The organism is Streptomyces sp. NPDC015127, from assembly GCF_043080095.1.
In the GTDB taxonomy this organism is placed as follows: Bacteria; Actinomycetota; Actinomycetes; order Streptomycetales; family Streptomycetaceae; genus Streptomyces.
On record NZ_JBIBVE010000012.1, the window covers coordinates 170,229 to 195,752 of the forward strand.

Consider the following 25,524-nt stretch of genomic DNA (forward strand, 5'->3'; position numbering starts at 1 on the left):
GAAGGTTCTTTCCCCCGGGTTCTTTAAAGGAGTTGGCGGCCCACCGCCCCCCGACGAGCCGGGGCGCGGAGAGGGTCGCGGAGACGGCCGGACACCGGTCCCCCGACCGGCCGGGAGCGGTCGGCTGAGGAGCCGGGGCCCGTTCTCGGCCCGCTGATGAACACGGCTCAGCGGGACGCGCCCGAACTCCCTTCCGCGCACGCCTCGTTCGACCCCGACCCCGACCCCGCCCGCAGCAGTGACGCGCCCATCGGCGTGAGGGTGTGCAGCACCGTCGTGCCGTCGCGGACGCTGGTGAGGAGTCCCGCATCGCGCAGCGCGGTGGCATGTCTGCTGGCGGAGGACGCGGAGACGCCGGCGGCGCGGGCGATCTCGCCGGTCGTGGCGCCGGCCGCCGCGGCGCGCAGGGCCGTTGCCCTGGCGCGGCCGAGCAGCGCGGTCAGTGGTTCACCGGGAGGGCTGTGCGTGGCCGCCGGCTCGTGGGGCAGCGGGTACCAGAGGACGGGTGGCAGGTCCGGGTCGGCCAGGCTGACCGGGGCTTCCCGGGCGAAGTACGAGGGGACCAGTGTCAGCCCGCGGCCGTTCAGGTGCAGGTCCCGGTCCTTGGCGGGGTAGGTGACCTCCAGGACGGGACGGCGCCAGTGCATCGTCGGCCCGAGGCTCGCCAGCATGCCTTCGACACCGCCGTCCAGCAGCCCGCGGCAGCGCGCCGTCCGTTCGGCCTCCACACGCGCGTGGATACGTTCCCCGTATGGGGCGACCACCGCCTCGTAGTACCTGCGCAGCAGCCGGACGAATTCCTTCCGTGTCGGCAGTTCGGCCATGCGCGGCGCCCACGAAGGGGCCCCGACGATCCGGTCGAGGACGGACATCTCCGAAAGGACGCGGCGCGGAGACGCGGCCAGGATCGATTCCATTCCGTCGTCGAGGTCGGCCGTGTTCCCCGGAGTCAGAAAGTCCGGAAAGTACGCGGCTCTTGGGAACAAGGGCAGGACGACGCTGCGCAGGGCGCGCTCCAGTCCCTTCTCCCGCAGGGTGTGCCGCGCCGTCCGGTGCCAGTCCGCGTGGGCCCACCGGCCCTTGCGCGTCTGGAGGCGGTGCAGGCTGGCCGTCGTCTCCCACAACGGGTCCGGGACGGTCGCCAACCTCGTTCTGGCCAGGTCTGATTCGCTGAAGTGGATGCGGAGCATCTCGTTCCCCCCGGTTGAGCGCTGCCATTGCGTTCAGCCGCAACAGCATGGTCCGGCCCCCGGGACCTGAGCAAAGGTTTGTCGTGCAGGGCGAGTCGCGGTTCCTGAAATCCTGACCCGAACGCTCAGCCGCCGCCCCGGCTGACGCACGGCACACCCAGCGCGCTCCGTGGCTCCCGGACACGGCGGACCCCGGAGCGCGCCGCGGTGCGCTCACCCCGGCATCCGCCGCCCCACCACCCGCCACGCCGTCTCCAGCAGCGCCGCGCTGCCCGCCGCGATCGCCACCGCCGTCCACGGCATCGTCACGCCGACCAGCTTGAGCGCGAAGAAGTCCTGGAGCCAGGGAACGATCAGCACCACCAGGAAGCCCGCACCCATCGTCGCCACCAGGCCGATCCGCCACCAGGTGTAGGGGCGCGCGATGATCGCCAGGACCCACATCGCGACCAGGAACAGCGTCAGCGTCGCCGCGCTCGTCTCCGCGTCCAGCGCGCCCGGGCCGCGGTAGTGGGCGCGCGCCAGCAGGTACGTGCCGAACGTCGCCGCCGCCGCGATCGCGCCCGCCGGGATCGCGTAGCGCATCACCCGCCGTACGAAGTGGGGCTTCGCCCGCTCCTTGTTGGGCGCCAGAGCCAGGAAGAAGGCCGGGACACCGATGGTGAGGGTGGACAGCAGGGTCAGGTGCCGGGGGAGGAACGGGTACTCCACCTGGGAGCACACCACCAGGATGGCGAGGAGGACGGAGTACACCGTCTTCGTCAGGAACAGCGTGGCGACGCGCGTGATGTTGCCGATCACCCGGCGGCCCTCGGCCACTACGGACGGCAGCGTCGCGAAACTGTTGTTGAGCAGGACGATCTGTGCGACGGCGCGCGTGGCCTCCGAGCCGGAGCCCATGCTCACCCCGATGTCCGCGTCCTTCAGCGCCAGGACGTCGTTGACGCCGTCGCCGGTCATCGCGACCGTGTGGCCGCGGGACTGGAGCGCGCCCACCATGTCGCGTTTCTGCTGCGGGCTCACCCGGCCGAACACCGCGTGCGCGTCGATCTCCGCGCCCATCGCGGACCGCTCGGCCGGCAGCCGGCGGGCATCGACCGTGCGGCCCGCGCCCGGCAGTCCCAGTTTGCCCGCGACCGCGCCGACCGCGACCGCGTTGTCCCCGGAGATGACCTTGGCCGCGACGTTCTGGTCGGCGAAGTAGCGCAGGGTCTCCGAGGCGTCGGGGCGCAGCCGTTGTTCGAGGACGACCAGCGCCGCAGGTTTCGCGCCGTCGGCCGGGGCCGGCGCGTCCAGCTCCTCGGCCGCCCGCGCGAGCAGCAGCACCCGCAGGCCCTGCTGGTTGAGGGCGTCGATCTCGGCGAGGGCCGGGTCGCCGTCCGGCAGCAGGACGTCCGGCGCGCCCAGCAGCCAGGTGGACGTCTCCCCGTTGCCCTCGCTGAAGCTGGCCCCGCTGTACTTGCGCGCCGAGGAGAACGGCAGCGACTCCGTGCACCGCCACTCCTCGCTGTCCGGGTACGCCTCGATGATTGCCTGGAGCGAGGCGTTCGGCCGGGGATCGGACTCCCCGAGCGCGCCGAGCACCTGCCGTACGTACCCCTCGTCCGTCCCGCCCAGCGGCCGCAGCTCCGTGACGTCCATCCCGCCCTCGGTGAGGGTGCCCGTCTTGTCGAGGCAGACGACGTCGACGCGGGCCAGGCCCTCGATCGCGGGAAGCTCCTGCACGAGGCACTGCTTGCGGCCGAGGCGGATCACGCCGATCGCGAAGGCGACGGACGTCAGCAGGACGAGCCCCTCGGGGATCATCGGCACGATGCCGCCGACGGTGCGGGCGACCGAGTCCCTGACGTTGGCGTCCTTGACGACGAGCTGGCTGATGATCAGGCCGATCGCGGTCGGGACCATCATCCACGTCACGTACTTGAGGATCGTGGAGATGCCGGAGCGCAGCTCGGAGTGGACGAGGGTGAAGCGCGACGCCTCCTCCGCGAGCTGGGCCGCGTACGCCTCGCGTCCCACCTTCGTCGCGGTGAACGCGCCGCCGCCCGCGACCACGAAGCTCCCGGACATCACCTGGTCGCCGGGCTGCTTGAGGACGGGGTCGGCCTCGCCGGTCAGCAGCGACTCGTCGACCTCCAGGTTGTCGGCCTCCGCGATCTCGCCGTCGACGACGACCTTGTCCCCCGGCCCGAGTTCGACGAGGTCGCCGAGGACGATGTCGGACGTGGAGACCGAGGCGGTGACCCCGTCGCGCCGTACGCGCGGCTTCGCCTCGCCGATGAGGGCGAGCGAGTCGAGGGTCTTCTTGGCGCGCAGCTCCTGGACGATGCCGATGCCGGTGTTGGCGAGGATCACGAAGCCGAAGAGGCTGTCCTGGATCGGCGCAACCGCGAGCATGATCACCCACAGCACGCCGATGATCGCGTTGAAGCGGGTGAAGACGTTGCCGCGGACGATGTCGACGGCCGAGCGCGAGCTGCGCACGGGCACGTCGTTGACCTCGCCGCGGGCCACCCGCTCGGCGACCTGGTCGGCGGTCAGCCCGGTCGCGGGCGCGGCCGGCACCTTGGGGCGCGGTGGCTGCCGGGGGTGTACGGGGTCGAGTCCGGCACCCGCGTCGACAGCGGGTCCGCGGGGCTCCTGGCCGTCCATGTCGATCTCCGCCCGCTGCGTCATGGTTCCGACGGTACGGCGGGCGGGCCGGCTTCACCCCCCGGGCGGGCGGAAGATCGGACCGGGGGAGGACCCGAATGGTCCCGTGGGACTACGGACCGGGCGGCGGGGCGGGGTCGTGTCGTGTTCGGGCGGACGCGGTCGGCGCCGCCGGTTCCGGTGGGTGCGCTGCGGGCTCGGCCGGCCGCGCCGGGCCCGGGTCGGGTCGGTGCCGTCCCGGCGGACGCCGGTCGGCCCCGCCGCGGGGCGGGGTGGGACGCTGCCGCTCCGCGCCGGCCCGGGCGTCAGGCCCTCGCGCGTCAGGCCTTCGGGCCTGCTTCCGGCGCCTCGGCCGCTTCGGCGGCCCGGCGCTTGATCGCCGCGTCCCGGCTGCGGACGTACCAGATGCCGATCAGGCCGAGGCCGCCGCCGGCCAGACAGGTCCACACCCACCAGGTCAGGTCGCGGTCGGCGAACCAGCCGTAGAAAGGGACCTGGACGAGGAACATGACGAACCACAGGATCGTGCCGCCGGTGATGGTGGCGACGATCGGCCCCTCAAGGGGCTCGGGTGCCTCGTGCCTGGGGGTCCATTTCGCCATGCGCACAGTGTAGGTCCGGGACCGGAGGCATCCGCCGGGGCAGTCCCGGCAGGGGTCTACGCGCGGAGATACCGATCTTCCACCTTATATGTTCATACTGAACGAGTTTGCGTCCGACCGGTTTCGTTCGTATGAACCTCCGTACACATCCCCCACGAAACCGGGTGAGAAAGGTCCTGCATGTCCCCCACGGCCACCGCCGAGGTCGCTTCTTCCGGCCTGCCGCCCACGCCCCAGCAGCCCGTCGGCGGTCTGGACCGCTTCTTCAAGATCTCGGAGCGCGGCTCCACGGTCGCGCGCGAGGTCCGGGGCGGTTTCGCCACCTTCTTCGCGATGGCCTACATCCTCGTGCTGAACCCGATCATCCTCGGCAGCGCCAAGGACATGTACGGTCACCAGCTCGACGGCGGCCAGCTGGTCACCGCCACCGTCGTCACGGCGGCCTTCTCCACGCTCCTGATGGGCGTCATCGGCAACGTCCCGATCGCGCTCGCCGCCGGTCTCGGCGTGAACACCGTCGTCGCCCTCCAGCTCGCGCCCCAGATGGCGTGGGCGGACGCGATGGGCATGGTGGTGCTCGCCGGCTTCGTGGTGATGCTGCTGGTGGCCACCGGGCTGCGCGAACGCGTGATGAACGCGGTGCCGCTCGGACTCCGCAAGGCGATCGCCATCGGCATCGGCCTGTTCATCATGCTCATCGGCCTCGTGGACTCCGGGTTCGTCACCCGAATCCCCGACGCCGCCCACACCACCGTGCCGCTCCAGCTGGGCACCGGCGGTCACCTGCTGGGCTGGCCGGTCCTGGTCTTCGCCCTCGGCACCCTGCTCACGCTCGCGCTGATCATCCGCAAGGTGCCGGGCGCGATCCTCATCTCGATCGTCGTGATGACCGTCCTCGCGGTGGTCATCAACGCCGTGGCGGACGTCGCCTCCTGGGGTCTGACCACGCCCGAGTGGCCCGGCAACCCGCTCTCGACACCGGACTTCGGCCTGATCGGCCAGGTCAGCCTGTTCGGCGGCTTCGAGAAGGTCGGCCTGCTGACCGGTGTCCTGTTCGTCTTCACCGTGCTGCTGTCGTGCTTCTTCGACGCGATGGGCACGATCCTCGCCGTCGGCGACGAGGCAGGGCTCATGGACAAGGACGGCCACTACCCCGGCATCAACAAGGTGCTGGTCGTCGACGGCCTCGCCGTCGCCGCGGGCGGCGCCACCTCCTGCTCCGCCAACACCTGCTTCGTGGAGTCCACGGCCGGTGTCGGCGAGGGGGCCCGTACGGGTCTCGCGTCCGTCGTGTCGGGTCTGCTGTTCTCGCTCGCGCTGTTCCTCACGCCGCTCGCGACGATGGTCCCCTCCCAGGCGGCGACGCCCGCGCTGGTGGCGGTCGGCTTCCTGATCCTGGCGGGTTCGGTCAAGGACATCGACTGGAGCGACTTCACGATCGCCGCGCCCGCGTTCCTGGCGATGGTGATGATGCCGTTCACCTACTCGATCACGCACGGCATCGGCATCGGCTTCATCGCGTTCAGCGCGCTGCGGCTGGCGACGGGGCGCGGGCGCGAGGTGCCCGCCGCGATGTACGCGGTGTCGGCCGTGTTCGTCTTCTTCTACGCGATGCCGGCGCTGGGCCTGACCTGATCCGCCGGAGCGGGGGCCGTCAGGTCCTCCCGTAGAACTTCTCCGTCTCGTCGACGGCCGCCTTGAAGCGTTCGTCGAAGTCGTCGCGAATGAGCGTCCGGACCACATAGTCCTGGACGCTCATTTGTCTTTTGGCGGCGTGCTGCCGGAGCCGGTCGAGCAGCTCACCGTCTATCCGCAGGCTGAGCACTGTCGATCCCATGCCCGCCAGGGTCGCCGGACCGCCGCCGCCCGTGCGTCACTTTCGGACTCGGTCTCACTCGTATGGGTGATACATCGATCGAACCCGTGACGCATGCGGTAAGGGACTGGTCTTTAGCTAGGGTAATGAGTTATGCTAATGACATGTCTGACCTGGCCCACGGTACTGACGCAGATGTCGCCGCCGTGAACTCCCTGCGCTCGGCCGTCATGCGGCTGGGCCGGCGCCTGAAGCACCAGCGCGTCGACGAATCGCTGAGCCCGACCGAGATGTCCGTGCTCGGCACCCTGGCCCGCTGCGGCTCGGCCACCCCCGGCGAGCTGGCCCGCAAGGAGTACGTCCAGCCGCCGTCGATGACCCGCATCGTCGCGCTCCTGGAGGCCAAGGGCCTCGTCCGTCTGGAGCCGCACCCCGAGGACCGCCGGCAGAAGGTCGTCAGCCCCACCGAGCAGGCCGAGGCCATGCTCGAAGAAAGCCGCCGCAAGCGGAACGCCTGGCTGGCCGCCCTCGCCGAGGGCCTCGACGAGGACGAGTGGGCCAAGCTGCGCGCCGCCGCCCCCGTCCTGGAGAAGCTCGCACACCTGCAGTAACCGCCGACGCCGAGGAGGCGAACCCTTTTGAGTACGGGATCCGGAGCAGACTCCGCCCCCGCACCGACCGCCACCGACTCCACGACCGACCGCAAGCAGACCATGTTCAGCTCGCTGAGGATCCGTAACTACCGGCTCTTCGCGACCGGACAGGTGGTCTCCAACACCGGCACCTGGATGCAGCGCATCGCCCAGGACTGGCTGGTACTGAGCCTGACCGGATCCGCCTCCGCCGTCGGCATCACCATCGCGCTGCAGTTCCTCCCCATGCTCCTGTTCGGCCTGTACGGCGGAGTGATCGCGGACCGGATGCCCAAGCGGCGGCTGCTCCTCGTCACCCAGGCCGCGATGGGCCTGACCGGCCTGGCGCTCGCCGTGCTCACGCTCAGCGGCCACGTCCAGGTCTGGCACGTCTACCTCACGGCGTTCCTGCTCGGCCTCGTCACCGTCGTCGACAACCCGGCACGGCAGTCGTTCGTCGCCGAGATGGTCGGCCCCGACCAGCTGCGCAACGCCGTCTCGCTGAACTCCGCGAACTTCCAGTCCGCGCGGCTGGTGGGCCCCGCGGTCGCCGGTGTGCTGATCACCGCCGTCGGCAGCGGCTACGCCTTCCTGCTCAACGGACTGTCCTTCCTCGCGCCCGTCGCGGGCCTGCTCATGATGCGGCCCTCGGAGCTGCACAAGGTGGAGCGCGCGCCACGCGGCAAGGGTCAGCTGCGCGAGGGCCTGCGCTACGTCGCGGGCCGGCCCGAGCTGATCTGGCCGATCGTGCTCGTCGGCTTCATCGGCACGTTCGGCTTCAACTTCCCGATCTGGCTCTCGGCCTTCGTCGACGACGTCTACCACTCCGGAGCCGGTACGTACGGCCTGCTCAACACCCTGATGGCGGCCGGATCCCTGGCGGGCGCCCTCCTCGCCGCCCGGCGCGGCACGTCCCGGCTGCGGATGCTCGTGGGCGCGGCGGTGGTGTTCGGCCTGCTGGAGGTCGTGACGGCCTTCGCCCCTGCCTTCTGGATCTTCGCGGCGCTGATGGTCCCGATCGGCATGTTCGGCCTGACGGTCAACGTCACGGCGAACTCCAGCATCCAGATGGCGACGGACCCGCTGATGCGGGGCCGCGTGATGAGCCTGTTCATGATGGTGTTCACGGGCGGTACGCCGGTCGGCGCGCCGCTGGTGGGCTGGGTCACCGACACGTACGGCGCGCGGATCGGCTTCGCGACGGGCGGCGCGGTGGCCGCGCTCGCGGCGGCGGGTGTCGGTGTGATGCTGGCGAGGGTCGGCGGCCTGCGGCTCTCGGTGGGCTGGCACGGGGGGCACCCGTCGGTGCGCTTCGTGGAACGCGAGCGCCTGACGACAGCGGCGTAGGCCGCGCGAAGCGCGGCGCGAGGGCGGTGCGGGGGGTGCGCTGCGGGTGGGGGGCGCTGCGGGTGGGGGGCGCTGCGCGGGCTCTTCCCCACCCCGCCCCTCCCCGTAACCGGGGGCTCCGCCCCCGGACCCCCGCGCCTCAAACGCCGGCGAGGCTGCATTTGCAGCCCGTCCGGCGATTGAGGACACCGCGCGAAGCGCGGTACGGGGCCCGGGGCTTGCCCCGGTTACGGGAAGGGGCGGGGTGGGGAAAGGCACACTGGGCGCATGAGACTCTTCGCCGCCGTCATCCCGCCCGACCCCGTCGTCGACGAACTCGCTCTCGCCGTCGACCGGTTGACCGCCATGCCCGGGGCCGAGCGGCTGCGGTGGACCGGGCGGGCCGGGTGGCACTTCACGCTCGCCTTCATGGGGGAGGTCGGCGACGACCTCGTGCCCGAGCTGCGGGAGCGCCTCGCGCGTGCCGCGCACCGGACCGAGAGCTTTCCGCTGCGGCTGCACCAGGGAGGACGGTTCGGGCGAAGGGCCCTGTGGGCCGGGGCCGCCGGCGGGCTCGACACGATGCGGCTGCTCGCCGAGCGCGCCGACGCGGCCGCCCGCCGTTCCGGGATCGACATGCACGAGCACCGCAGCTACCACGCGCACCTGACCATCGCCCGCGCCCGTGAGGACACGGACCTGCGTCCGTACGTCGAGGCGCTCGACGACTTCGAGGGCTCCCCCTGGCGCGTGGAGGACCTGGCGCTGGTTCGCAGCAACCTGCCGGGCGGCGGGGTGCCGGGCGCCGGCCCCCGCTACGAGGTGGTCGATTCCTGGCCGCTGAAGGCCGCGGGTTAACCTCGACGGGTGAATCCCAAGACCCGCAACCAGATCATGGCCGCCGTTCTGGTGCTGATGTTCGTGATCGTCGCCGTGGCGGCCGTGGCAGGCCGGTAGCCCGCACGGCCGCCGTCAGCGCGGCGAGCGCGTCACCAGGCGAACGCCTCCGGCGACGGCCCGGGCCCCGGGAAGATCTCGTCCAGGGACGTGAGCACCTCCTCGGACAGCTCCAGCTCGACCGCCCGCAGCGCGGACTCCAGCTGTCCGGCCGTGCGCGGGCCGACGATCGGGCCGGTCACACCGGGTCGCGTCAGCAGCCATGCAAGCGCAACCTCGCCCGGCTCCAGGCCGTGCTTGTCCAGCAGGTTCTCGTACGCCTGCACCTTCTCCCGTACGGCGGTGTTCGCGAGCGCGTCGGCCGAGCGACCGGTCGTGCGCCGGTGCCCGTCGGTCTCCTTCTTGATCACGCCGCCGAGCAGTCCGCCGTGCAGCGGTGACCAGGGGATGACCCCGAGGCCGTACTCCTGCGCGGCCGGGATGACCTCCATCTCGGCGCGGCGCTCCGCCAGGTTGTACAGGCACTGCTCGCTGACCAGCCCGTACGAGCCGAGCCGGCGTGCGGTCTCGTTGGTCTGGGCGATCTTCCAGCCGGGGAAGTTGGAGGAGCCGACGTAGAGGATCTTGCCCTGCTGGATCAGGACGTCGATCGCCTGCCAGATCTCCTCGACCGGGGTGCGGCGGTCGATGTGGTGGAACTGGTAGAGGTCGATGTAGTCGGTCCGCAGGCGCTTGAGCGATGCGTCCACGGCGCGGCGGATGTTGAGGGCGGAGAGCCGGTCGTGGTTGGGCCACGGGTCGCCGTCGCCCGCCATGTTGCCGTAGACCTTGGTCGCGAGGACGACCTTGTCGCGGCGGTCGCCGCCCTTGTCGAACCAGGTCCCGATGATCTCCTCGGTGCGGCCCTTGTTCTCGCCCCAGCCGTAGACGTTGGCGGTGTCGAAGAAGTTCAGGCCCGCGTCGAGCGCGGCGTCCATGATGCTGTGGCTGGTGGGCTCGTCTGTCTGGGGCCCGAAGTTCATCGTCCCCAGGACGAGTCGGCTGACCTTGAGTCCGGTGCGTCCGAGCTGCGTGTACTCCATGACGCCCTAGCCAACGCCTTCGAGCGCGCTCCAGGCAAGGGCGCGGGCTCGTTCAGTGGTGACGGCGGCCGGTGTCCGCGTCCGCGCAGTGGAGTCCGGCCCATCTGCCGTCCTCGGTCACCGACCGGAACAGCACCCGGTCGGTGCCGAGCGGGACCGGGGTGCCGCGCCACAAGTTGGTGGGCACCACCCACCGGACCTCGCCGTCGCGGACACCGGCGACCGCACCGTCGCCGCCGACGAACGCGTGCTCCGGTCCGGCGGCCAGTACGGACGGCTCCCGCAGCGTCCGGCCGTCGGGGGCGGTGAGACCGACAGGCTGCATGAGGTGACGGCCGCCGTTCGTCCCGTTCGTCCCGGCCTGGTACAGCCGCCTGCGCCAGGTGAGGGCGTAGAGCCGGTCGCCCGCGCACACCGCCCGCTCGGAGAGGGAGGTGAAGCGCCACCAGCCCAGGGACGGGCTCGCCAGGGGTTCGGCCCGGTCCCGTCCGGCGTACGCGTAGAGCCGGATCCGGCGCTTCAAAGGGGCGGAGAACAGGGCGCGTTCGCCGTCGACGAGCGCGGGATCGTAGGTGAGGCGCTCCACGGTCCGCCGCGGGAACCGGGTGCGGGAGATCTCCTCGCCCGTGCCCGTGGCGCGTACGGAGAGGACCGCGTGGGAGCTCCAGCAGTGGAAGACCACGGAGTCGCTCGGGGCCTCGGGCCGGAGCAGGGCGCCGAATCCCGCGGACTCCTGGGTCCACAGCTCCTCGCCGGTGCGGGCGTCGAGGGCGCGCAGGTCGCCGACGTCCAGGACGACGCGGGGCCCGCAGACCAGCAGGTCCCATATCCGGCTGAACTCGTCCTCCCACAGGGTCTCGCCGGTCCGCGCGTCGACGCCGGCGATCCGGCCCCGGTCCTCCCCGGCCTCGCCCCAGAGGACCACGGTGGGGCCGGCGGCCGCGAGCCGTACCAGGGGGCTCTTGCGACGCTCCCACAGCACCTCTCCGCTCGCGGGGTCCAACGCCGTGAACCCGCACCGCTCGGCGTCACGCCGGACGGGCACCACGACGGCGCCGTCCGCGCGCGCCAGGGCCTGGGGGTCGGGATCGGTGAGCGGCCGGCTGCACCACAGGAGGCCGCCGCTGTGCGCGTCGAGGGCGACGATGCGGCCCTCGGCCAGGGGCACGTGGACGCTGCCGCCGGCGACAACGGGCCCGAACATCGTCCCGGCCGGCGCCCGCAGGGTCCACAGGCGACTGCCCTCGTGCGCCCTGACGGTCAACTGCGGTATGTCATCGGCCATATGGCGCCCCCCCGGGCATACGCGGACCCTCAGCGGGATGGTAGCGCCGACCGCCGCGCGGCCCTACGCCTGTGACTCGCGGGGGAAGTCGCCGGTGGTGAGGGTGAGGCCGACGGGGGTGCCGGTGAGGTCGACGTCCGTGCCGAAGGCGACGGTGGTCTCGGTGGAGTAGTCGCCGTCCTTGGGGTCGGTGTAGACGTGAACCTTGCCCTGATAGGGGTCGGCGATCAGGAGGACGGGGACCTCCGCCACGGCGTACGCCGTCTTCTTGGGGCCGTAGTCGTTGTGGCCGGTGCCCTTGGAGATCACCTCTGCGACGAACTCGACGTCCTGATACCGCCAGCGGCCTTCATCGGTCTTCTTCGCGCTCTCCGCCATGACCGTCACGTCGCTGGCGAACCCGTTGAGGTGGCCCGGGTAGTCGACTCGTACGTCGGACTTCACGCGCTTGCGGGGGTATTTGGTCCGCAGTTGCTCGACGATGTCGAGGATGATTTCCCAGTGGTTGTCCCGCTGCGGCGACATGAAAACGGCCCCCTCGACGATCTCGACCTTGAATCCCTCGGGGGCGGATTCGAGCCACTGGAACATCTCGTCCAGGGTGCGTTCGTCGCTGTTCTCGGCCATCTCGATCCTGCGCTCGTCCAAGGCGGTCATCGTGGCGCTCCTCCCCGGCTGCCGCTCGAACGCGTGCAGCCGCGCGGTACAACGATACGCACGGTGACCGGTCACGTCCTCGATTGCGTCACGCGCCGCCCAGCCATCCCGCCGCGTCGAGGCGGAAGGTCTCCGGGCCGGTCACCGTTCGCAGGGCGTCCTCGAGGTCGCGCAGGCGGTCGGTGCCCATCGACGCCGCCCATTCCGCGCGCAGTTCGTCGAAGATCGCGGCGGAGCGGGCCAGGGCGTCCAGGCCGTGGGGGGTGAGGCGGACGAGTTTGCGGCGGGCGTCGGCAAGGTCGTCGGCGCGTTGCGCGTAGCCGAGGGCGACCAGGCGGTCGACCGTCTTGCCGGCTGCCTGCTTGGTCACGCCGAGCCGGCGCCCGAGGTCGCTCGCGCTCGCGCCCGCAGGGCCGATCGCCTGCATGGCGAAGCCGTACGCGGGTCGGACGTCGGGGTGGCCCTGGTCGGCCAGTTCGGCGTGCAGCCTGTCGATCAGTGAGCGGAAGCCCGCGAAGAGCAGCAGGGGCAGCTCGTAGCCGGGCCGGTCGGTATCCGCCTTGCGCGTATCGACAACCTGGTTTACGTTTTCGGCATCAGAATCGTCAACCATGTTGTCCATTGTAGGAGCCGGCCATGTTCCCCGAGCACACCCTCGACACCGCGCCGCCCACCTCCCGCCCGGCCATGCGGGCCGCCGCCGAGCGTCTCGGCCACCTGCCGCCCGCCGTCGCGAGACTCGCCACGTCCCCCCACCTCCTCGACGGCTTCCTGGAGCTCAGCGCCGCCTTCGAGCGGACCACGCTCGATCCGCTCGCCCGCGAGACCGTCGTGATGACCGTCGCCGTACGCAACGACTGCCGGGTCTGCGTCGCCCTGCACACCGGCAAGCTGCGCACGCTCGGCGCGGACGGCGAACTGATCGCGGCACTGCGCGAGGCGAGGGCGCTGGACGACGAACGCCTGGAGGCGGTACGGACGTTCACGCTGGAGGTCCTGCGCACCGCCGGCGCGGTCGGCGACGACGAACTCGGCGCCTTCCTCTCCCACGGGTTCACCCCGCAGAACGCGCTGGAGGTCGTCATGGGCATCGGCACGTACACGATGTCGACGCTCGCCAACCGGCTGGTGCGGGCATAGCGGGGGAGCCGGGGGCGTGCCCCGCGACGGCCCGCGCCCTCCACCGGACGGGGGCGGATTTCGGCCGTTGTGCACGGGGCAGAGCGTGTGACCCTTCCCTTCTCCGGGACGTCGTGCCGCAATGACGACCGCCAGCCCGTGACCCCCACACGAAGGCGGGATCCCCCCATGAAGTTCTCCGAGCACCGCATCCTGCTCCTCGCCGCGACGCTTGCCGCAGGCACGCTCGCCGTGGCGCCCTCCGCCCAGGCGGCCCCCCAAGTGACGCCCGAGACAGCGACGTTGTCGTTCGACTGCGGCTCGTACGGCTCCGGCACGGCGACGCTCAAGGCCGCGCAGGACGGCACGGCCGCGACGATCGAGGTCTCGACGGACGCCATCAAGGCCCCCGTTCCCATCGGGGCCAACTCCGCCGAGTCCACCCTCACCCTCACGAAGAACGGCTCCGGCACGACGACGTTCACCGGCCGCTCCAACCCGGCCATTCCGGCCGGTGGCTCGGTCTCGACGGGGCCGCTCAGCGGCACGGTCGCGTCGGGCGACAGCCTGGAGGCACAGTCCCTGACGGTCAAGGTCTTCGGCGTCACCGCCGAGTGCAAGGCGACGTCCCCGCAGGACCCGGGGCCGTTCGTCTTCTGACGGCCCGGTGTGACGCGTTCCCGGCGGTGCCGCCCCTGAACGGGGGCGGCACCGGCTTCGAACGGGCGGCGGCGACGCCTGCGACGTCGCCCGTTCGGCGGCCGGGCCCGTGCACGCCCTCGCCACCTCTGCGCACCGTGGGGGAGTGACCCTCCCCCTCATGAGCGCCTCATGAACGCCGCCAAGCCCCTCGCCCCGGCCCTGCTCTGCACCCTCCTCGCCACCGCCTGCGGCGGGTCGAGCGCCGCCGGGGAGACGTCCCCGCTGGAGGACATGGCGGCCCGGCTGCACACCCACGTCGCCAAGGTCTGGCCGCACACCGGACGGATCTGGCCCGGCGCCGACTACAGCCGCAACGTGCTGCTGATCACCGACGGCAGGGCCGCGTACGCCGTCGACACGGCCGGCCACCGCGAGGTCCCGCTCGCCGACCTGACGGCGAGCGGCATCGAGGTGCCGGCGTACGAGCGCGGCTTCGACGCGATCACGTGGAAGGGCCGCCGCGGCATCGTCGTGCGGCCCCAGATGACGGTGAAGGCCGATGCCGAGGACCCCACCGGCTTCGACTCCGGCGACGCGGCGCTGCGCACCTTCGGGCTGGCCACGCACGAGCAGTTCCACAGCTACGTCCAGCAGGACGCGAAGGGCGACCCGGCGTGGGCGTCCCTCCCGGCGCTGGCCGACCGGGCCGGCGGCGTTGACGACCGTGCCCAGCACTACCCGACCGAGGTCGAGCCGCGCAGCTACCGCACGATGGTCTACAACAGCCTGCTCGCCGCGTACCAGGACCCGCAGCGGCGCCGGGACCACCTGGCCGCCGCCGCGTACTGGCAGCAGACGTGGGCCCGGACGTATCCGAACGAGGCGAAGTCCCAGCCGCTCCTGGACACGATGGAGGGCTCGGCCCGCTACGTCGAGTCCATGGCCGTGGCCATGGCCACCGTCGAGGACCCCCGCGACAGGGAGCAGATCAGGACCCGCCTGACCGGAACGCTCAGGCCCCTGAAGTCCGTGAACAAGGGCTTCGAGCCGTACGCGATCGGCGCGACGGCCCTGTTCACGGCGGACGCCATGTCCCTCGACGCCCGGAAGCGGATCACAGAGGAACCGGTCACCCCCCAGCAGGTCGTTCTACGGGGCGTGAAACCCGTGCGACAGACCCTGCCGGCGGACGTCCGCCGCGCCCTGACGGCGAACGCCGCACGCGCGGACAAGAAGATCGCCCCGGACATCGAGCCGTTCGTTGCCGGGATGCGGGACAAGAAGAAGTGGGTGCTGCTCGTCCCGCAGAGCGCGGCGAAGGGCACGCTGGGCGGCACCGGCTTCTACACGACGGACCAACTGCCGCTCACGATCATCGCGAAGGCCCGGCTGAGCTTCGCGCTGGACGGCGGCGGCAGCCTGTCCGTGAACGGCCGGACGGTGGCGGAGGTGCCGCTGGAAGGCGAGCTGTACTACGGCACCCCGCTGGACCCGGCCGACCCGGACGTCTCCCTGAAGGGTGACCGGCTGGTGCTGAAGTCACCTGAGCTGAAAGGCGAGTTCACGGTCAGGTCGGAGACGGACGACGGCCAGCGGGTCCTGTACGCGCGGACGCCGTGAGCGGGGCCGGCGCGGGGCGGGTTTCGGCGGGGCCCGGCGCTGTCCCGGACAGGTACGGGCCTCTGACCTGCGGCCCTACACCGTGTCCGGGACGGCGGCCCGGTGCGCGTATGGAAGGAACGTCGTCCAGGTGGCGAGGGAGAGAGTGAGGGAGGGGCGGGTGGTGTCCTTGGAGTCGCGGACGTGGACGGTGGCGGGGGTGACGGCGACTTCGACGCATTCGCCTTCGCCGCTGCTGTAGCTCGACTTGGCCGCCGGCGGGCGTACGGGCGCTGACGCGGCGGCGTACGTGGGGGTGCCCGCGCTCGACGGGCTCACGTGGCCCCTGGACTGGAGGTCACGACCCACATTCGAAGTTCCGTTCGTAGCGCCCCAGTTGTTGCACAAGACCGTGGCATGTGCTGTACGGTGACGCTGACATCACGCTCCGTATAAACGGGGCGGTCCTCGGCGGTGCGCCAACACCATCCGAGGACCTTCACCACGAGTGGAAGATAGGGTCCACCGGGATGCTTCGGCATGCTATCGCGCCGTCTCGGCGCTTCGTTAAGGCTTCGCACGACATCGTCCGCCACCGCGGGCTCAACAGCGACGCCAAGATTCTGATCCTGCTGGTGCAGGGACTCCCCGAAGGCCCCGCCGTCGAGCGGGCGCTCGGCCGCCACGCGGAAGACATGGGCTTCACGCCCCGCCAGTATCAGAAGGCCAAGAAGCTGCTCGTGCAGCACGGGTTCCTGCACGAGTGGCAGTGGCAGAACGACCGTGGGCGGTGGAACACCGACCAGTTGATGTCGAACGTGAGCCTGACGGGTGAGGAGGCGGACCGGGTCCGGGAGGGCGCCCCTCCGAGTGAGCCGGAACCGGTCGTCGGTGAAGCGGAGCCCCGGGGTCTCGGCGACTCCCCACCAGTGGAGAAGAACGAGGAGAAGAACCCTCCCCACCCACCCACCGAAGCCCAGCCTCGCGAAGTCGTTGCCGCCGAACGCGTGTTGCTGTCGCTGCGGCACACGCACCGGGAGCTGCTGCTCGGCGTCCGCGAGGCGCACAGCCTTGCCGAGTCCGCGGCGGAGTGGCTGCGGCGGGGCGTCTCTGCCGCCGAGCTACGGCAGGCTCTGACGGCTGGGCTGCCGAAGGGCGGCGTCCGGTCGGCGGTGGGGTTCCTGCGGCACCGGCTGGTGGAGAAGCTCCCGGCACCGGTCACGGCGGCGGTCCCGGCCGTGCCATCGCCAGGTCTCGTGGCCTGCGAAGGGCCAGGCGAGGAGCACCTGTTCCGCCCAGTCGGTGACGAGACCCACTGCGGGCGCTGCCGCACAGCCGCGGCGGCTACCCAGGCGCGGCCACGCCCGGAGCGCGTCTCGTGGCAGACCCGTGTCGCGGAGGCGATGGCGGATGGGTAGGGCGTCCTACGCTGCTGTCGTAGCACAGTGTGAGGTCCACGAGAGGAGCGGCGGCATGGCGGCCTGGGGCGATTTTCTGGAGGAGGCCCGACAGGACCTCGGCTTCACCGGTCAGGTGGTGCCGCGCACCGTCGAGGGAGTCCGTGCGGCGTTGCTGCCCGGTCGTCTCCCGGAATTCGGCGCCGAATTGGGCACGCTGTCCGAGGGCGTCGAGTTCGAGGCGTTCCTCAACCACTGGTGGACGCAGGCCATGGCGGACAGCGTCCAGGATGAAGAGGGCAAGGAGTCGGCGATCGAGTTCGCAGATCTGGCCGTCGCCCTGCGGGCGAGAGCTGCGGGCGGCCCCGAGTACAGCCACGACGATGTGGAGAAGATGCTCAAGGACGTGGCCTCATGAGGTTCACGATCATCTGGGAGGCGACGGCTGCCGAGGGCCTGCGCAAGCTCAAGGCCCGGGACGGTGAGGGCGTGAAGCCTCTTGTGAAGGCAGTCAACGCCTTGGCGTTCGATCCGGAGCCGTCTGCGAGCAGCAAGCTCGGGGGGACGGGCCTCCGCCGGTTACGGGTGGGTGCGTATCGCGTCACGTACGACGTCGATGGGGCCCGTGTGGCGATCAAGGTCCTTACGGTGGGCAGCACCCCGGTCCGAGGCAGAGACCGTCTCCGGCGTCAGCCGGGCGCAGCAGAACCCCCGCCGCGTACAGAATGTGCGCTGCCCGCGCGAGCCGCGTCAGTGGATGGCGTCGAAGACGTTCTTCTGCAGGCCGTTGGCGTACGCCTCGTGCTCGACGAGCCTCAGCTTCTGGGTGTCCTTGTCGGTGTCGCTGAACAGACGCTTGCCCGCGCCGAGCAGGAGCGGGAAGACGAGCAGGTGGTAGCGGTCGATCAGGCCGGCATCCGAGAGGTTCCGGTTGAGGGTGGCGCTGCCGTGGACGATGATCGGGCCGCCCTCGGCCTCCTTCAGCGCGGCGACCTCGTCGAGCGAGCGCAGGATCGTGGTCTCGCCCCAGTTCGCGACCAGGTCGTCCTCGGCCAGGGTGCTGGAGACGACGTACTTCGGCATCGCGTTGTAGGTGGCGAACTCCTCCATGCCGGGCCAGACCGGGCTGAACGCCTCGTAGCTGACCCGGCCCAGCAGCATCGCGGTGGCTTCCTGCTGCTCCCGGTCCTTGATGTCGAATGCCTCCGGGAGGAACTCGACGTCCTTGAAGGTCCACCCCGAGTTCCGGTAACCGGGCTCGCCGCCCGGGGCCTCCACGACGCCGTCGAGCGAGACGAAGGCGGTGCTGATCAGGGTGCGCATCTGAAGGTCTCCTGGTGTTTCGTGGCCGGTACTCAGCAGGTCGGTCGGTGCCCGCTTCGGCCGACGCGCGGCTGAAGTACACCAACTGTCACTGATGACTGCGGATCGAGGAGAGACTCATCGCGGGAGCTGGAGATCCGTGCAGCCGTGCTGCTTCGCCGAGCGCTCGGCGAAGGCCGTGAGTGCGGATCGGGCGAAGTCCTCGACGTCCTCGTGCACGTATTCCGTGGTGGAGATCGTGAAGAGCGCGCGGGCGCTGGTTCCAGGACACTTGGCGGTGGCCCAGAAGAAGTCGCCGAATCGGCCCGCGTCCCGCGTGGACTCGTACTCCGGGTACTGGGCCTGAGCGAAGGGGCCGAAGAAGGCACGGACCTGGAACAACTCCTCCGCCCGGGCCTTCGTCTCGCCCAGCACGCAGGTCTCCAGCAGGGAAGTCTCCGCCGCCGGTGTTTCCTTGAGCCAGTGGACGATGTCCATGTCGTGCATCGGGATGCCCGCGCACGTCCCCTTTGCGTCGAAGCGGGACTTCTCTTCCGGCTCCGCGGGGACGGGCGGTATCGGGCCGCCCGCCTCGGCCTCGCAGTCCCAGTGCTCGGCCGCCCTGACCGCGGTGGCCGTGACGAGCTCGGCGGTGGTGCGGCCCGCCACCGTGTCTCCGCTGCCGGACGCGCTCACGACGACGGAGGCATCCTGGTTGCGGCATTCCAGCACGGCGGCGGTGCTTGCGAGGTTGGTGTAGCCGCGCCAGCCACCACCCAGCGTCATCGGCAGCGTGCCCCTCTCCCCTGGACGCAGATCGTCGAACACACCCCGCGGGCCGTCGTCGTCCCGGGCCGATTCGGGGATCCGGGCGATGGTGAGCAGGCTCCGGCCGACCTTGCAGAACTGGTGGTCCGCGCCGCGATCCCAGTCGTTCGGCAGGCCCTTCTCCGTGTCGTAGCCGGTGAAGACAGCCGACTCCTTCGGCGGGATCAGCCCCTCGCAGTACGAGGCCAACGCGTCCTCGTAGCGCCAGCGCTTTCCGGTGTCGCTCAGCTGGTACCAGCCGTAGCCCGCGACGGCGACGAGCGCCAGCGGCAGTGCGGCGTACAGCGCCAGGCGGCGTATGACGGTCATCTGCGTGCCCTCCCGGTTCGGCGTCCCCCGCCGCAACGTACCCCTCAGGCGGCGGCCCGGTACGGGCGGCCCAGGCCCCAGGCCTGGTGCATCGCGTCTGCGAACGCGGCCGCCAGTTTGTGCTCGCCGCTCGGGCCCGGGTGGGTGCCGTCGTAGGTGTCGCGGTGGATGTCGTACGACAGCGGGCGCGAGGCCAGCAGGATCGGGGACGCCGGCGTGTCCAGGTCCGCGACCGCCTTCGCGAGGAGCACGTTGAAGCGGTCGCACTCCGCGGCGAACGGGGCGTCGGACTCGGCGCGGACGTTGGGGATGACCGGGAGGAGGACCATGCGCACGTGCGGGTCGGCCTCGCGGGCCCGGGTGACGAACTCCCGTACGTTCGCGGCCGTCTGGTCGCTGTTGGTGTAGAAGCCGAGGTCTATCAGGCCGAGGGAGACCAGCAGGACGTCCGGCTTCTCGGCGGCGATCGTGTCCCCGATGACGGGGGCCATGTGCAGCCAGCCCTCGCCCCAGCCCGCCAGGTGGCGGCGGGCCTCCGCGGGGAAGGCCGGGTCGGCGTAGGCCGTCGAGACGGGTGCGTTCGCCTCGGTGTCGTACAGCGTGGTGCGCGGGCCGACGATCTCGTACGGCTCGCCGAGGGACGCGAGGTGCTGCCACATCCGGTAGCGCCAGCTGTAGTCGCCGGCGCGTCCGATGGTCATGGAGTCGCCGACGAACAGAAAACGCATGGGCGTCATCATCGCCGAACTCGCCGGTAATCTGCGATGTGAGGCTGGACACGGGCCCGGCGGGCGGGGGCACGGGCCGGTCGCGTCAGCGGCGGGTCAGTACCGCCACCAGCCGGTCCATCTGCTCGCGCGGGTCCGGCGCGCCGGGCCACGTGGTCATCAGCAGGTGGTGGACCGTGCCCACCAGGGCGAGGGCCGCTGCGGACGTGTCGAGGTCCTCGGGGACGCGGCCCAGAGACCTCTCGGCGTCCAGGTACCGGGTGACGGACTCCTGGATCGCGGCGAAGCCCGGCGCCCCGGACGCCATCGCGTCGCGGAAGCGTTCGGCGGCGCCGGGGCGGGTGAGGGCGAGGCCCGAGACGTCCGGGCCGGTGGCGGTGAGCAGGGCGGACGCGACACCGGAGAGGTTGGCGGCGACCGTGTCCGTGCCCGCGCGGGCGGGCAGGTCCGCCGCGAGGGCGGCCGTACGGGCGAAGCGGTCGAGGACCAGTTCCGCGACGAACTCGTCGAGCCCGCCCGCGAAGTGCGCGTGCAGCAGGCCCTTGGAGCAGCCCGCCTCGTCCGTGATGGCCCTGCTGGTCAGGGCGCCGGGGCCGGCCGCGGCGACGACGCGTTCGGCGGCGGCGAACAGCCGCTCGCGGGCGTTGGGTACGGCGACTCCGCGTGGGGACATCCATATTCCTTCCAGGGGGCATGGACAGTATGGGCGCGTGCCCATACTGTTTGGGCATACGCCCATACTAGTCGGGAGGCACTGCCGTGCAGAACATCGTCAACACCGAGCAGGAACAGGCGTGGAACGGGTACGAAGGCGTCCACTGGGCCCGCCACCAGGACCGCTGGGACGCCGTCAACGAGGGCTTCAACGAGCCCCTGCTCACCGCCGCCGCGATCGGCGCCCGGGACAGCGTCCTCGACATCGGCTGCGGCGCGGGTGCCACCACCCGGCTCGCCGCACGGCGTGCGGTGGAAGGCCGGGCCATGGGCCTCGACCTGTCGGCCCCCATGCTGGAGCGCGCCCGTGCCTCCGCACGCGCCGAGAACCTCGGCAACGTGGTCTTCGAGCGGGGCGACGCCCAGGTGTACCCGCTGGAGGGCCGGGCCTTCGACGTGGCCATCAGCCGCTTCGGCGTCATGTTCTTCGCCGACCCCGTCGCCGCCTTCGCCAACATCCTCGGTGGCCTGCGCCCCGGCGGCCGCGCGGCGTTCGTCGTCGCGGCGGACGGCGGGGGCAACGAGTGGCTCCAGGCGCTCGCCGGGCTGCGCGGCCTGCTGCCCATGGGCGGGTTCGGGGCGACCGGCGGGCCGGGCATGTTCTCGCTCGCCGACCACGACCGCACGCACGAGGTGCTGTCCGCGGCCGGGTTCGGCGAGATCGCGACCGAGCGGGTGGAGGCGTACGGGAGGTGGGGGAGCGACGCCGAGGACGCCACCGCGTTCCTGCTGGGCTCGGGTCCCGGGCAGCATCTGCTCGGGCAGGTCGACGAGGCCACGGGGGAGCGGGCCCGGCGCGCGCTCGAGGACATCCTGCGCGCGTACGAGAAGGACGGCGCGGTCCGGATGCGCAGCACGGCGTGGCTGGTCACCGCCGTGCGCCCATAGGGGCTTCCCGGCGGAGGTGGCAGGCTGGGGGCATGCGTTCGCTTCCGTACGTCACCGGCCTCGCCGCCGCGCTCGTCCTCGCCGCCGCCGTGCCCGCGGGGGCGGCGGACGACGACGGCGGGTTCACCATCGAGGACCCGCGGATCACCGAGTCCAGCGGGCTCGCGGCGAGCCGGGCGCACCCCGGGATCTACTGGACGCACAACGACCAGGACGAGCCCCGGGTCTTCGCCGTCGACTCGGCGACCGGCGAGACGGTGGCGACGGTCACCCTGCAGGGCGTGGGCACGCCGCGGGACATGGAGGCGATCTCCGTCGGAGCGGACGGGAACGTCTACGTCGGCGACATCGGCGACAACCTCGACGGCAGCTGGGACCACGTGTGGATCTACCGCTTCCCCGAGCCGTCCCGGCTGCGCGACCAGACGGTGCGCGCCACGCAGTTCGTCGTGAAGTACGCCGACGGGCCGCGCAACGCCGAGGCGCTGATGGTGCATCCGAAGACCGGCCGCGTGTACATCGCCTCGAAGAACGAGGACGGGGGCGGGCTGTACGAGGGCCCGGCCAGGCTCAGCCCGTCGGGGACCAACACCTTCCGGCGGATCGGCGAGGTGCCGTGGGTGACCGACGGCGCCTTCTCCCCGGACGGTGGGGAGCTGGTGCTGCGTTCGTACTTCAGTGCCCGCGGCTACGTCTGGCAGGACGGCCGCCTCGGCGCCGACCACCGGGTGCGCGCCCCGATCCAGGGGCAGGCGGAGTCGGTGACGTACACGCTCGACGGCAAGGCGCTGATGTTCGGCACGGAGGGCGAGCGGAGCACCGTCGAGCGGGTGGAGGTGCCGTCGCGGGACGGCGGGTCCGGCGGCGGCGCCACGGCGCGGCCCGGTGGCGGCGACCGGGCCGGGGCCGGCGGCGGGGAGACCGGCATGACGACGTACGGCCTGATCGTGCTGGGTGGCGGGGCGCTGCTGGTGCTGGCCCTGCGTCGGCGGCGCCGTTAGGGAGTGTCCGGCGGATCGGGGGCGGACACCGGTCAGGCGGTGGCCGCCCGTTGCCGTACCAACGCCTCGAAGCCGTCGACCAGTCGCTCCAGGCCGAAGGCGAAGTGGTCGAACTGCGAGGAGAACGCGTCGTCGGAGAGGCCCGCCAGGGTCGGGTAGTCGCCGCTGAGCATGGCCTTCGCGAGGAAGGGCTCCTGGCTCCGCCAGAAGTCCTCCTCGCTCTGGCCGGTCTGCTGCGCGGCCTCCTCGGTCTCCACCTCGATGCGCACGATGCCGGCGACGAAGCACTGCACGGCGATGATCACCGAGATCAGCTCCGGGTCGCGCAGTCCCATGCCCTGGAGCGCGGACAGTGAGGTGTCCAGGCCGCGTACGGCGCTGGGTCCGAGGACCGTACGGGACTGATTGACCTTCAGCAGCCAGGGGTGCGCGCGGTAGAGGTCCCGGTAGCCGCGGGCCATGGCGCGTACGGCGTCCTGCCAGGCGGGGGACTCGGGGGCGTAGGCGTCGTTGTCCAGGGGCTCGCCCGTGACCCGGTCGAGCATCAGGTCGAGCAGTTCGGCCTTGCCGGGGACGTACCGGTACAGCGACATGGTGCCGGTGCCCAGCTCGGTGGACAGGCGGCGCATCGAGACGGCGGCCATCCCCTCGGCGTCGGCGAGTGCGACGGCGGCCGTGACGATCCGGTCGAGGGTGAGGGCCGGTTTGGGGCCGCGCGAGGGGCGCTCGCCGGTGCCCCACAGCAGTTCGAGGCTGCGCGAGACGTCGCCGCTGCCGCTCGTTTCGGTCGTCGTCATGGCTTCACCCTAATCCCGTCGCGCAAAACTGGGTACGGTGTACTCTCATATGAGTACGCCGTACCCAGTTTTAGTTCGTGAGATTTCGTGAGGGGTGGAGAGGCCGTGGACCAGTACGCCGTGATGGCCGAGGGCATCGAGAAGAGATACGGGGACAAGAAGGCGCTCGCGGGGTTCGACCTCGCCGTGCGCAAAGGCACCGTGCACGGGCTGCTCGGGCCGAACGGCGCGGGCAAGACCACCGCCGTCCGCGTCCTCGCGACCCTGCTGCGGTTCGACGGCGGGCGGGCCGAGGTCGCCGGCGTGGACGTGGCCCGCCACCCGCGCCGGGTGCGCCGCCGGATCGGGCTCACCGGCCAGTACGCCGCCGTCGACGAGGTGCTGACGGGCCGCCAGAACCTGGAGATGTTCGGGCGCCTGTTCCACCTCGGCGGCCGACGCGCCCGGCTGCGGGCGGACGAACTGCTGGCACAGTTCGACCTGGTGGACGCCGGGGACAAGGGCGTCGGCACGTACAGCGGCGGCATGCGGCGCCGGCTCGACCTCGCCGCGTCCATGATCCTCGCGCCGCGCGTGCTGTTCCTGGACGAGCCGACCACCGGCCTCGACCCGCGCTCGCGCGGAGAGGTCTGGGAGGCGGTACGGCGGCTGGTCGCGGGCGGCACCACCGTCCTGCTCACCACGCAGTACCTGGAGGAGGCCGACAGGCTCGCCTCCCGGATCACCGTCATCGACCACGGCCGGGCCATCGCCGACGACACCCCCGACGGGCTGAAGAACCGCGTCGGTGGCGACCGCATCGAGGTCGTCGCCCGCGACGCGGCCGACCTGCCGGCCGTCGCCAAGACCGTCGCCCGGGTCAGCGACACCGAGCCGTCGACCGACGGCGTGGAGCGGCGCGTGCACGCACCGGTGACCGACCGGGTCGCGGCCCTGACCGAGGTGGCCCGCACCCTTCAGGACGAGGGCATCGCGGTGGAGGACATCGGACTGCGCAGGCCGAGCCTCGACGACGTGTTCCTGCGCCTGACCGGGCACGGCACGGACGACGGAACCGAGGAGGCGGCGGCGTGAGCGCGCTCGACACGGTGGACCTGGAGACACACGACGCGCACGGCCGCGCCTACTGGGTGGTCGCCGACTGCTGGAACGTCGTACGCCGCGGACTGACCCACTACCAGCGCCAGCCGGTCCTCATCGCCTGGCAGCTCGGCTTCCCCATCATCTCCGTGCTGCTCTACGGCTACGTCTTCGGCGGCGCGATGAAGTCCCCCGACGGCGGGAGCGTCCGCGACTTCCTCATGCCGGGCATGTTCGCGATGACCATGGCCTTCGGCTTCATGAACACCGCGCTCGCGGTCGTCACCGACGCCACCAAAGGCGTCATCGACCGCTTCCGGTCCATGCCGATGGCCCCCTCCGCCGTGGTCACCGGACGCGGCGTCAACGACCTCATCGTCGCCTGCGCGGAGCTGACCATCCTCGCGGCGACCGCCTTCGCGATGGGCTGGCGCTCGGACGCGGGCCCGGGCGCGGTGCTGGCGGCGTTCGCGCTGCTGCTGCTCCTGCGGTTCTGCCTGATCTGGGTCGGCATCCTGCTCGGGCTGCTCGTTCCGACACCGGAGGCCGCCGGCGGCCTCTACGCCGTCGCGTTCCCGCTCACCATGATCTCCAGCGTGTTCGTCCCGCCGTCGACGATGCCGGACTGGCTCGGCGCGATCGCCGCATGGAACCCGATCTCGTCCACCGCGGCCGCGGCCCGCGAACTGTTCGGCAACCCGGTCGCGAGCGACGGCAGCTGGATCCAGGAACACGCGCTGCTGATGGCGGTGGTGTGGCCGCTCGCGATCACGGCGGTGTTCCTGCCGCTCGCCGTCCGGCGCTTCCAGCGCCTGAGCCGCTGACGCGCCGAGGCGCCGAGTCGCTTCCCGCGCTTGAGTCGCTGCCCCCGCCCGAGTCGCTTTCCGCGCCTGAGCCCCTGACCTGCGGATCTCCTCCCGTCTCGACCCCGCTCACCAGCCGGTCGAGACTGGAAGGAGACCGGAGGGCCGCCACCCCGAC

Annotated in this window: 27 protein-coding genes and 1 pseudogene; 14 read left to right on the top strand and 14 right to left on the bottom strand. The window is 71.5% G+C overall.

All coding sequences use genetic code 11. The features are described from left to right. Nucleotides 1–167: 167 nt before the first annotated feature. The 3 genes from ACF08N_RS24265 to ACF08N_RS24275 form a co-directional block, all read right to left on the bottom strand. Nucleotides 168–1,190, bottom strand: coding sequence for an ArsR family transcriptional regulator (locus ACF08N_RS24265; protein ID WP_392326766.1), 1,023 nt, complete (start codon nucleotides 1,188–1,190; stop codon nucleotides 168–170). Nucleotides 1,191–1,403: 213 nt separating this feature from the next. Then, nucleotides 1,404–3,866, bottom strand: a complete 2,463-nt coding sequence (locus ACF08N_RS24270) for an HAD-IC family P-type ATPase (RefSeq protein WP_392326767.1) — start codon at nucleotides 3,864–3,866, stop codon at nucleotides 1,404–1,406. A 296-nt stretch (nucleotides 3,867–4,162) separates the two neighbouring features. Then, complete coding sequence (locus ACF08N_RS24275) at nucleotides 4,163–4,444, bottom strand: DUF2530 domain-containing protein (RefSeq protein WP_392326768.1); 282 nt, start codon at nucleotides 4,442–4,444, stop codon at nucleotides 4,163–4,165. Nucleotides 4,445–4,624: 180 nt separating this feature from the next. Between ACF08N_RS24275 and ACF08N_RS24280 the strand changes: the two genes are divergently transcribed. After that, nucleotides 4,625–6,079 carry an NCS2 family permease gene (locus tag ACF08N_RS24280; RefSeq protein WP_392326769.1) on the top strand — a complete coding sequence of 485 codons (1,455 nt, stop codon included), beginning with the start codon at nucleotides 4,625–4,627 and terminating at the stop codon, nucleotides 6,077–6,079. Between the two features lie 19 nt (nucleotides 6,080–6,098). Here ACF08N_RS24280 and ACF08N_RS24285 read toward each other — a convergent pair whose 3' ends face one another. Then, a complete protein-coding gene (locus ACF08N_RS24285) occupies nucleotides 6,099–6,281 on the bottom strand; it encodes a ribbon-helix-helix protein, CopG family (protein ID WP_392326770.1) in 183 nt (60 codons plus the stop codon). 143 nt (nucleotides 6,282–6,424) lie between these two features. Here ACF08N_RS24285 and ACF08N_RS24290 point away from each other — a divergent pair, with 143 nt between their 5' ends. The 3 genes from ACF08N_RS24290 to thpR all read left to right on the top strand — a co-directional run bounded on the left by ACF08N_RS24290 (nucleotide 6,425) and on the right by thpR (nucleotide 9,076). Continuing rightward, on the top strand, nucleotides 6,425–6,871 hold the full coding sequence (locus tag ACF08N_RS24290) for a MarR family winged helix-turn-helix transcriptional regulator (protein ID WP_392326771.1): 447 nt from the start codon (nucleotides 6,425–6,427) through the stop codon (nucleotides 6,869–6,871). A gap of 27 nt (nucleotides 6,872–6,898) precedes the next feature. Next, on the top strand, nucleotides 6,899–8,239 hold the full coding sequence (locus ACF08N_RS24295; RefSeq protein WP_392326772.1) for an MFS transporter: 1,341 nt from the start codon (nucleotides 6,899–6,901) through the stop codon (nucleotides 8,237–8,239). 267 nt (nucleotides 8,240–8,506) lie between these two features. Then, a complete protein-coding gene (thpR, locus tag ACF08N_RS24300) occupies nucleotides 8,507–9,076 on the top strand; it encodes an RNA 2',3'-cyclic phosphodiesterase (protein WP_392326773.1) in 570 nt (189 codons plus the stop codon). A gap of 131 nt (nucleotides 9,077–9,207) precedes the next feature. On the opposite strand, the gene ACF08N_RS24305 is transcribed toward thpR, so the two are convergent. The 4 genes from ACF08N_RS24305 to ACF08N_RS24320 all read right to left on the bottom strand — a co-directional run bounded on the left by ACF08N_RS24305 (nucleotide 9,208) and on the right by ACF08N_RS24320 (nucleotide 12,761). Further along, complete coding sequence (locus ACF08N_RS24305; RefSeq protein ID WP_392326774.1) at nucleotides 9,208–10,197, bottom strand: aldo/keto reductase; 990 nt, start codon at nucleotides 10,195–10,197, stop codon at nucleotides 9,208–9,210. Between the two features lie 52 nt (nucleotides 10,198–10,249). Next, nucleotides 10,250–11,482 (bottom strand): PQQ-binding-like beta-propeller repeat protein, encoded by a 1,233-nt coding sequence (locus tag ACF08N_RS24310; protein WP_392326775.1) that lies wholly within the window; start codon nucleotides 11,480–11,482, stop codon nucleotides 10,250–10,252. Between the two features lie 63 nt (nucleotides 11,483–11,545). After that, nucleotides 11,546–12,139 (bottom strand): Uma2 family endonuclease, encoded by a 594-nt coding sequence (locus tag ACF08N_RS24315; protein WP_392326776.1) that lies wholly within the window; start codon nucleotides 12,137–12,139, stop codon nucleotides 11,546–11,548. An 88-nt stretch (nucleotides 12,140–12,227) separates the two neighbouring features. Further along, nucleotides 12,228–12,761, bottom strand: a complete 534-nt coding sequence (locus ACF08N_RS24320) for a MarR family winged helix-turn-helix transcriptional regulator (RefSeq protein WP_392326777.1) — start codon at nucleotides 12,759–12,761, stop codon at nucleotides 12,228–12,230. 14 nt (nucleotides 12,762–12,775) lie between these two features. On the opposite strand from ACF08N_RS24320, the gene ACF08N_RS24325 reads away from it, so the two are divergent. The 3 genes from ACF08N_RS24325 (at nucleotide 12,776) to ACF08N_RS24335 (ending at nucleotide 15,520) form a co-directional block, all read left to right on the top strand. Beyond that, nucleotides 12,776–13,279 (top strand): carboxymuconolactone decarboxylase family protein, encoded by a 504-nt coding sequence (locus ACF08N_RS24325; protein WP_392326778.1) that lies wholly within the window; start codon nucleotides 12,776–12,778, stop codon nucleotides 13,277–13,279. Between the two features lie 168 nt (nucleotides 13,280–13,447). After that, nucleotides 13,448–13,918, top strand: coding sequence for a hypothetical protein (locus ACF08N_RS24330; RefSeq protein WP_392326779.1), 471 nt, complete (start codon nucleotides 13,448–13,450; stop codon nucleotides 13,916–13,918). Between the two features lie 171 nt (nucleotides 13,919–14,089). Further along, complete coding sequence (locus ACF08N_RS24335) at nucleotides 14,090–15,520, top strand: hypothetical protein (protein WP_392326780.1); 1,431 nt, start codon at nucleotides 14,090–14,092, stop codon at nucleotides 15,518–15,520. Nucleotides 15,521–15,595: 75 nt separating this feature from the next. On the opposite strand, the gene ACF08N_RS24340 is transcribed toward ACF08N_RS24335, so the two are convergent. Further along, nucleotides 15,596–15,838 carry a DUF397 domain-containing protein gene (locus ACF08N_RS24340; RefSeq protein WP_392326781.1) on the bottom strand — a complete coding sequence of 81 codons (243 nt, stop codon included), beginning with the start codon at nucleotides 15,836–15,838 and terminating at the stop codon, nucleotides 15,596–15,598. A gap of 80 nt (nucleotides 15,839–15,918) precedes the next feature. Here ACF08N_RS24340 and ACF08N_RS24345 point away from each other — a divergent pair, with 80 nt between their 5' ends. The 3 genes and pseudogenes from ACF08N_RS24345 to ACF08N_RS24355 form a co-directional block, all read left to right on the top strand. Continuing rightward, nucleotides 15,919–16,917, top strand: coding sequence for a hypothetical protein (locus ACF08N_RS24345; protein ID WP_392326782.1), 999 nt, complete (start codon nucleotides 15,919–15,921; stop codon nucleotides 16,915–16,917). A 55-nt stretch (nucleotides 16,918–16,972) separates the two neighbouring features. After that, nucleotides 16,973–17,314, top strand: a complete 342-nt coding sequence (locus ACF08N_RS24350) for a hypothetical protein (protein WP_392326783.1) — start codon at nucleotides 16,973–16,975, stop codon at nucleotides 17,312–17,314. After that, a pseudogene (locus ACF08N_RS24355) lies at nucleotides 17,311–17,541 on the top strand (type II toxin-antitoxin system RelE/ParE family toxin); the annotation flags it as partial. The gene ACF08N_RS24350 and the pseudogene ACF08N_RS24355, both read left to right, overlap by 4 nt. Before the next feature lie 105 nt (nucleotides 17,542–17,646). Here the strand turns inward: ACF08N_RS24355 and ACF08N_RS24360 are convergent. The 4 genes from ACF08N_RS24360 to ACF08N_RS24375 form a co-directional block, all read right to left on the bottom strand. Then, the gene (locus tag ACF08N_RS24360; RefSeq protein WP_392326784.1) at nucleotides 17,647–18,219 is read right to left on the bottom strand and encodes a dihydrofolate reductase family protein; all 573 of its coding nucleotides are present in this window, start codon (nucleotides 18,217–18,219) and stop codon (nucleotides 17,647–17,649) included. 117 nt (nucleotides 18,220–18,336) lie between these two features. Then, nucleotides 18,337–19,335: a hypothetical protein gene (locus ACF08N_RS24365; RefSeq protein ID WP_392326785.1), complete on the bottom strand. Its 999-nt coding sequence runs from the start codon at nucleotides 19,333–19,335 to the stop codon at nucleotides 18,337–18,339. 44 nt (nucleotides 19,336–19,379) lie between these two features. Next, entirely contained in the window at nucleotides 19,380–20,063 is a 684-nt protein-coding gene (locus ACF08N_RS24370) for a GDSL-type esterase/lipase family protein (RefSeq protein WP_392326786.1), read from the bottom strand. An 85-nt stretch (nucleotides 20,064–20,148) separates the two neighbouring features. Beyond that, a complete protein-coding gene (locus tag ACF08N_RS24375; protein ID WP_392326787.1) occupies nucleotides 20,149–20,736 on the bottom strand; it encodes a TetR/AcrR family transcriptional regulator in 588 nt (195 codons plus the stop codon). An 86-nt stretch (nucleotides 20,737–20,822) separates the two neighbouring features. Here ACF08N_RS24375 and ACF08N_RS24380 point away from each other — a divergent pair, with 86 nt between their 5' ends. Beyond that, on the top strand, nucleotides 20,823–21,665 hold the full coding sequence (locus ACF08N_RS24380; RefSeq protein WP_392326788.1) for a class I SAM-dependent methyltransferase: 843 nt from the start codon (nucleotides 20,823–20,825) through the stop codon (nucleotides 21,663–21,665). 32 nt (nucleotides 21,666–21,697) lie between these two features. Further along, nucleotides 21,698–22,666 carry a WD40 repeat domain-containing protein gene (locus ACF08N_RS24385; protein ID WP_392326789.1) on the top strand — a complete coding sequence of 323 codons (969 nt, stop codon included), beginning with the start codon at nucleotides 21,698–21,700 and terminating at the stop codon, nucleotides 22,664–22,666. A 32-nt stretch (nucleotides 22,667–22,698) separates the two neighbouring features. On the opposite strand, the gene ACF08N_RS24390 is transcribed toward ACF08N_RS24385, so the two are convergent. Then, nucleotides 22,699–23,463: a TetR/AcrR family transcriptional regulator gene (locus ACF08N_RS24390; RefSeq protein ID WP_392326790.1), complete on the bottom strand. Its 765-nt coding sequence runs from the start codon at nucleotides 23,461–23,463 to the stop codon at nucleotides 22,699–22,701. 123 nt (nucleotides 23,464–23,586) lie between these two features. Between ACF08N_RS24390 and ACF08N_RS24395 the strand changes: the two genes are divergently transcribed. Both ACF08N_RS24395 and ACF08N_RS24400 read left to right on the top strand, forming a co-directional pair. Beyond that, on the top strand, nucleotides 23,587–24,537 hold the full coding sequence (locus tag ACF08N_RS24395) for an ATP-binding cassette domain-containing protein (RefSeq protein ID WP_392326900.1): 951 nt from the start codon (nucleotides 23,587–23,589) through the stop codon (nucleotides 24,535–24,537). Next, entirely contained in the window at nucleotides 24,534–25,367 is an 834-nt protein-coding gene (locus ACF08N_RS24400; RefSeq protein ID WP_392326791.1) for an ABC transporter permease, read from the top strand. Before ACF08N_RS24395 ends, ACF08N_RS24400 begins: the two co-directional genes overlap by 4 nt. Nucleotides 25,368–25,524: the final 157 nt, after the last annotated feature.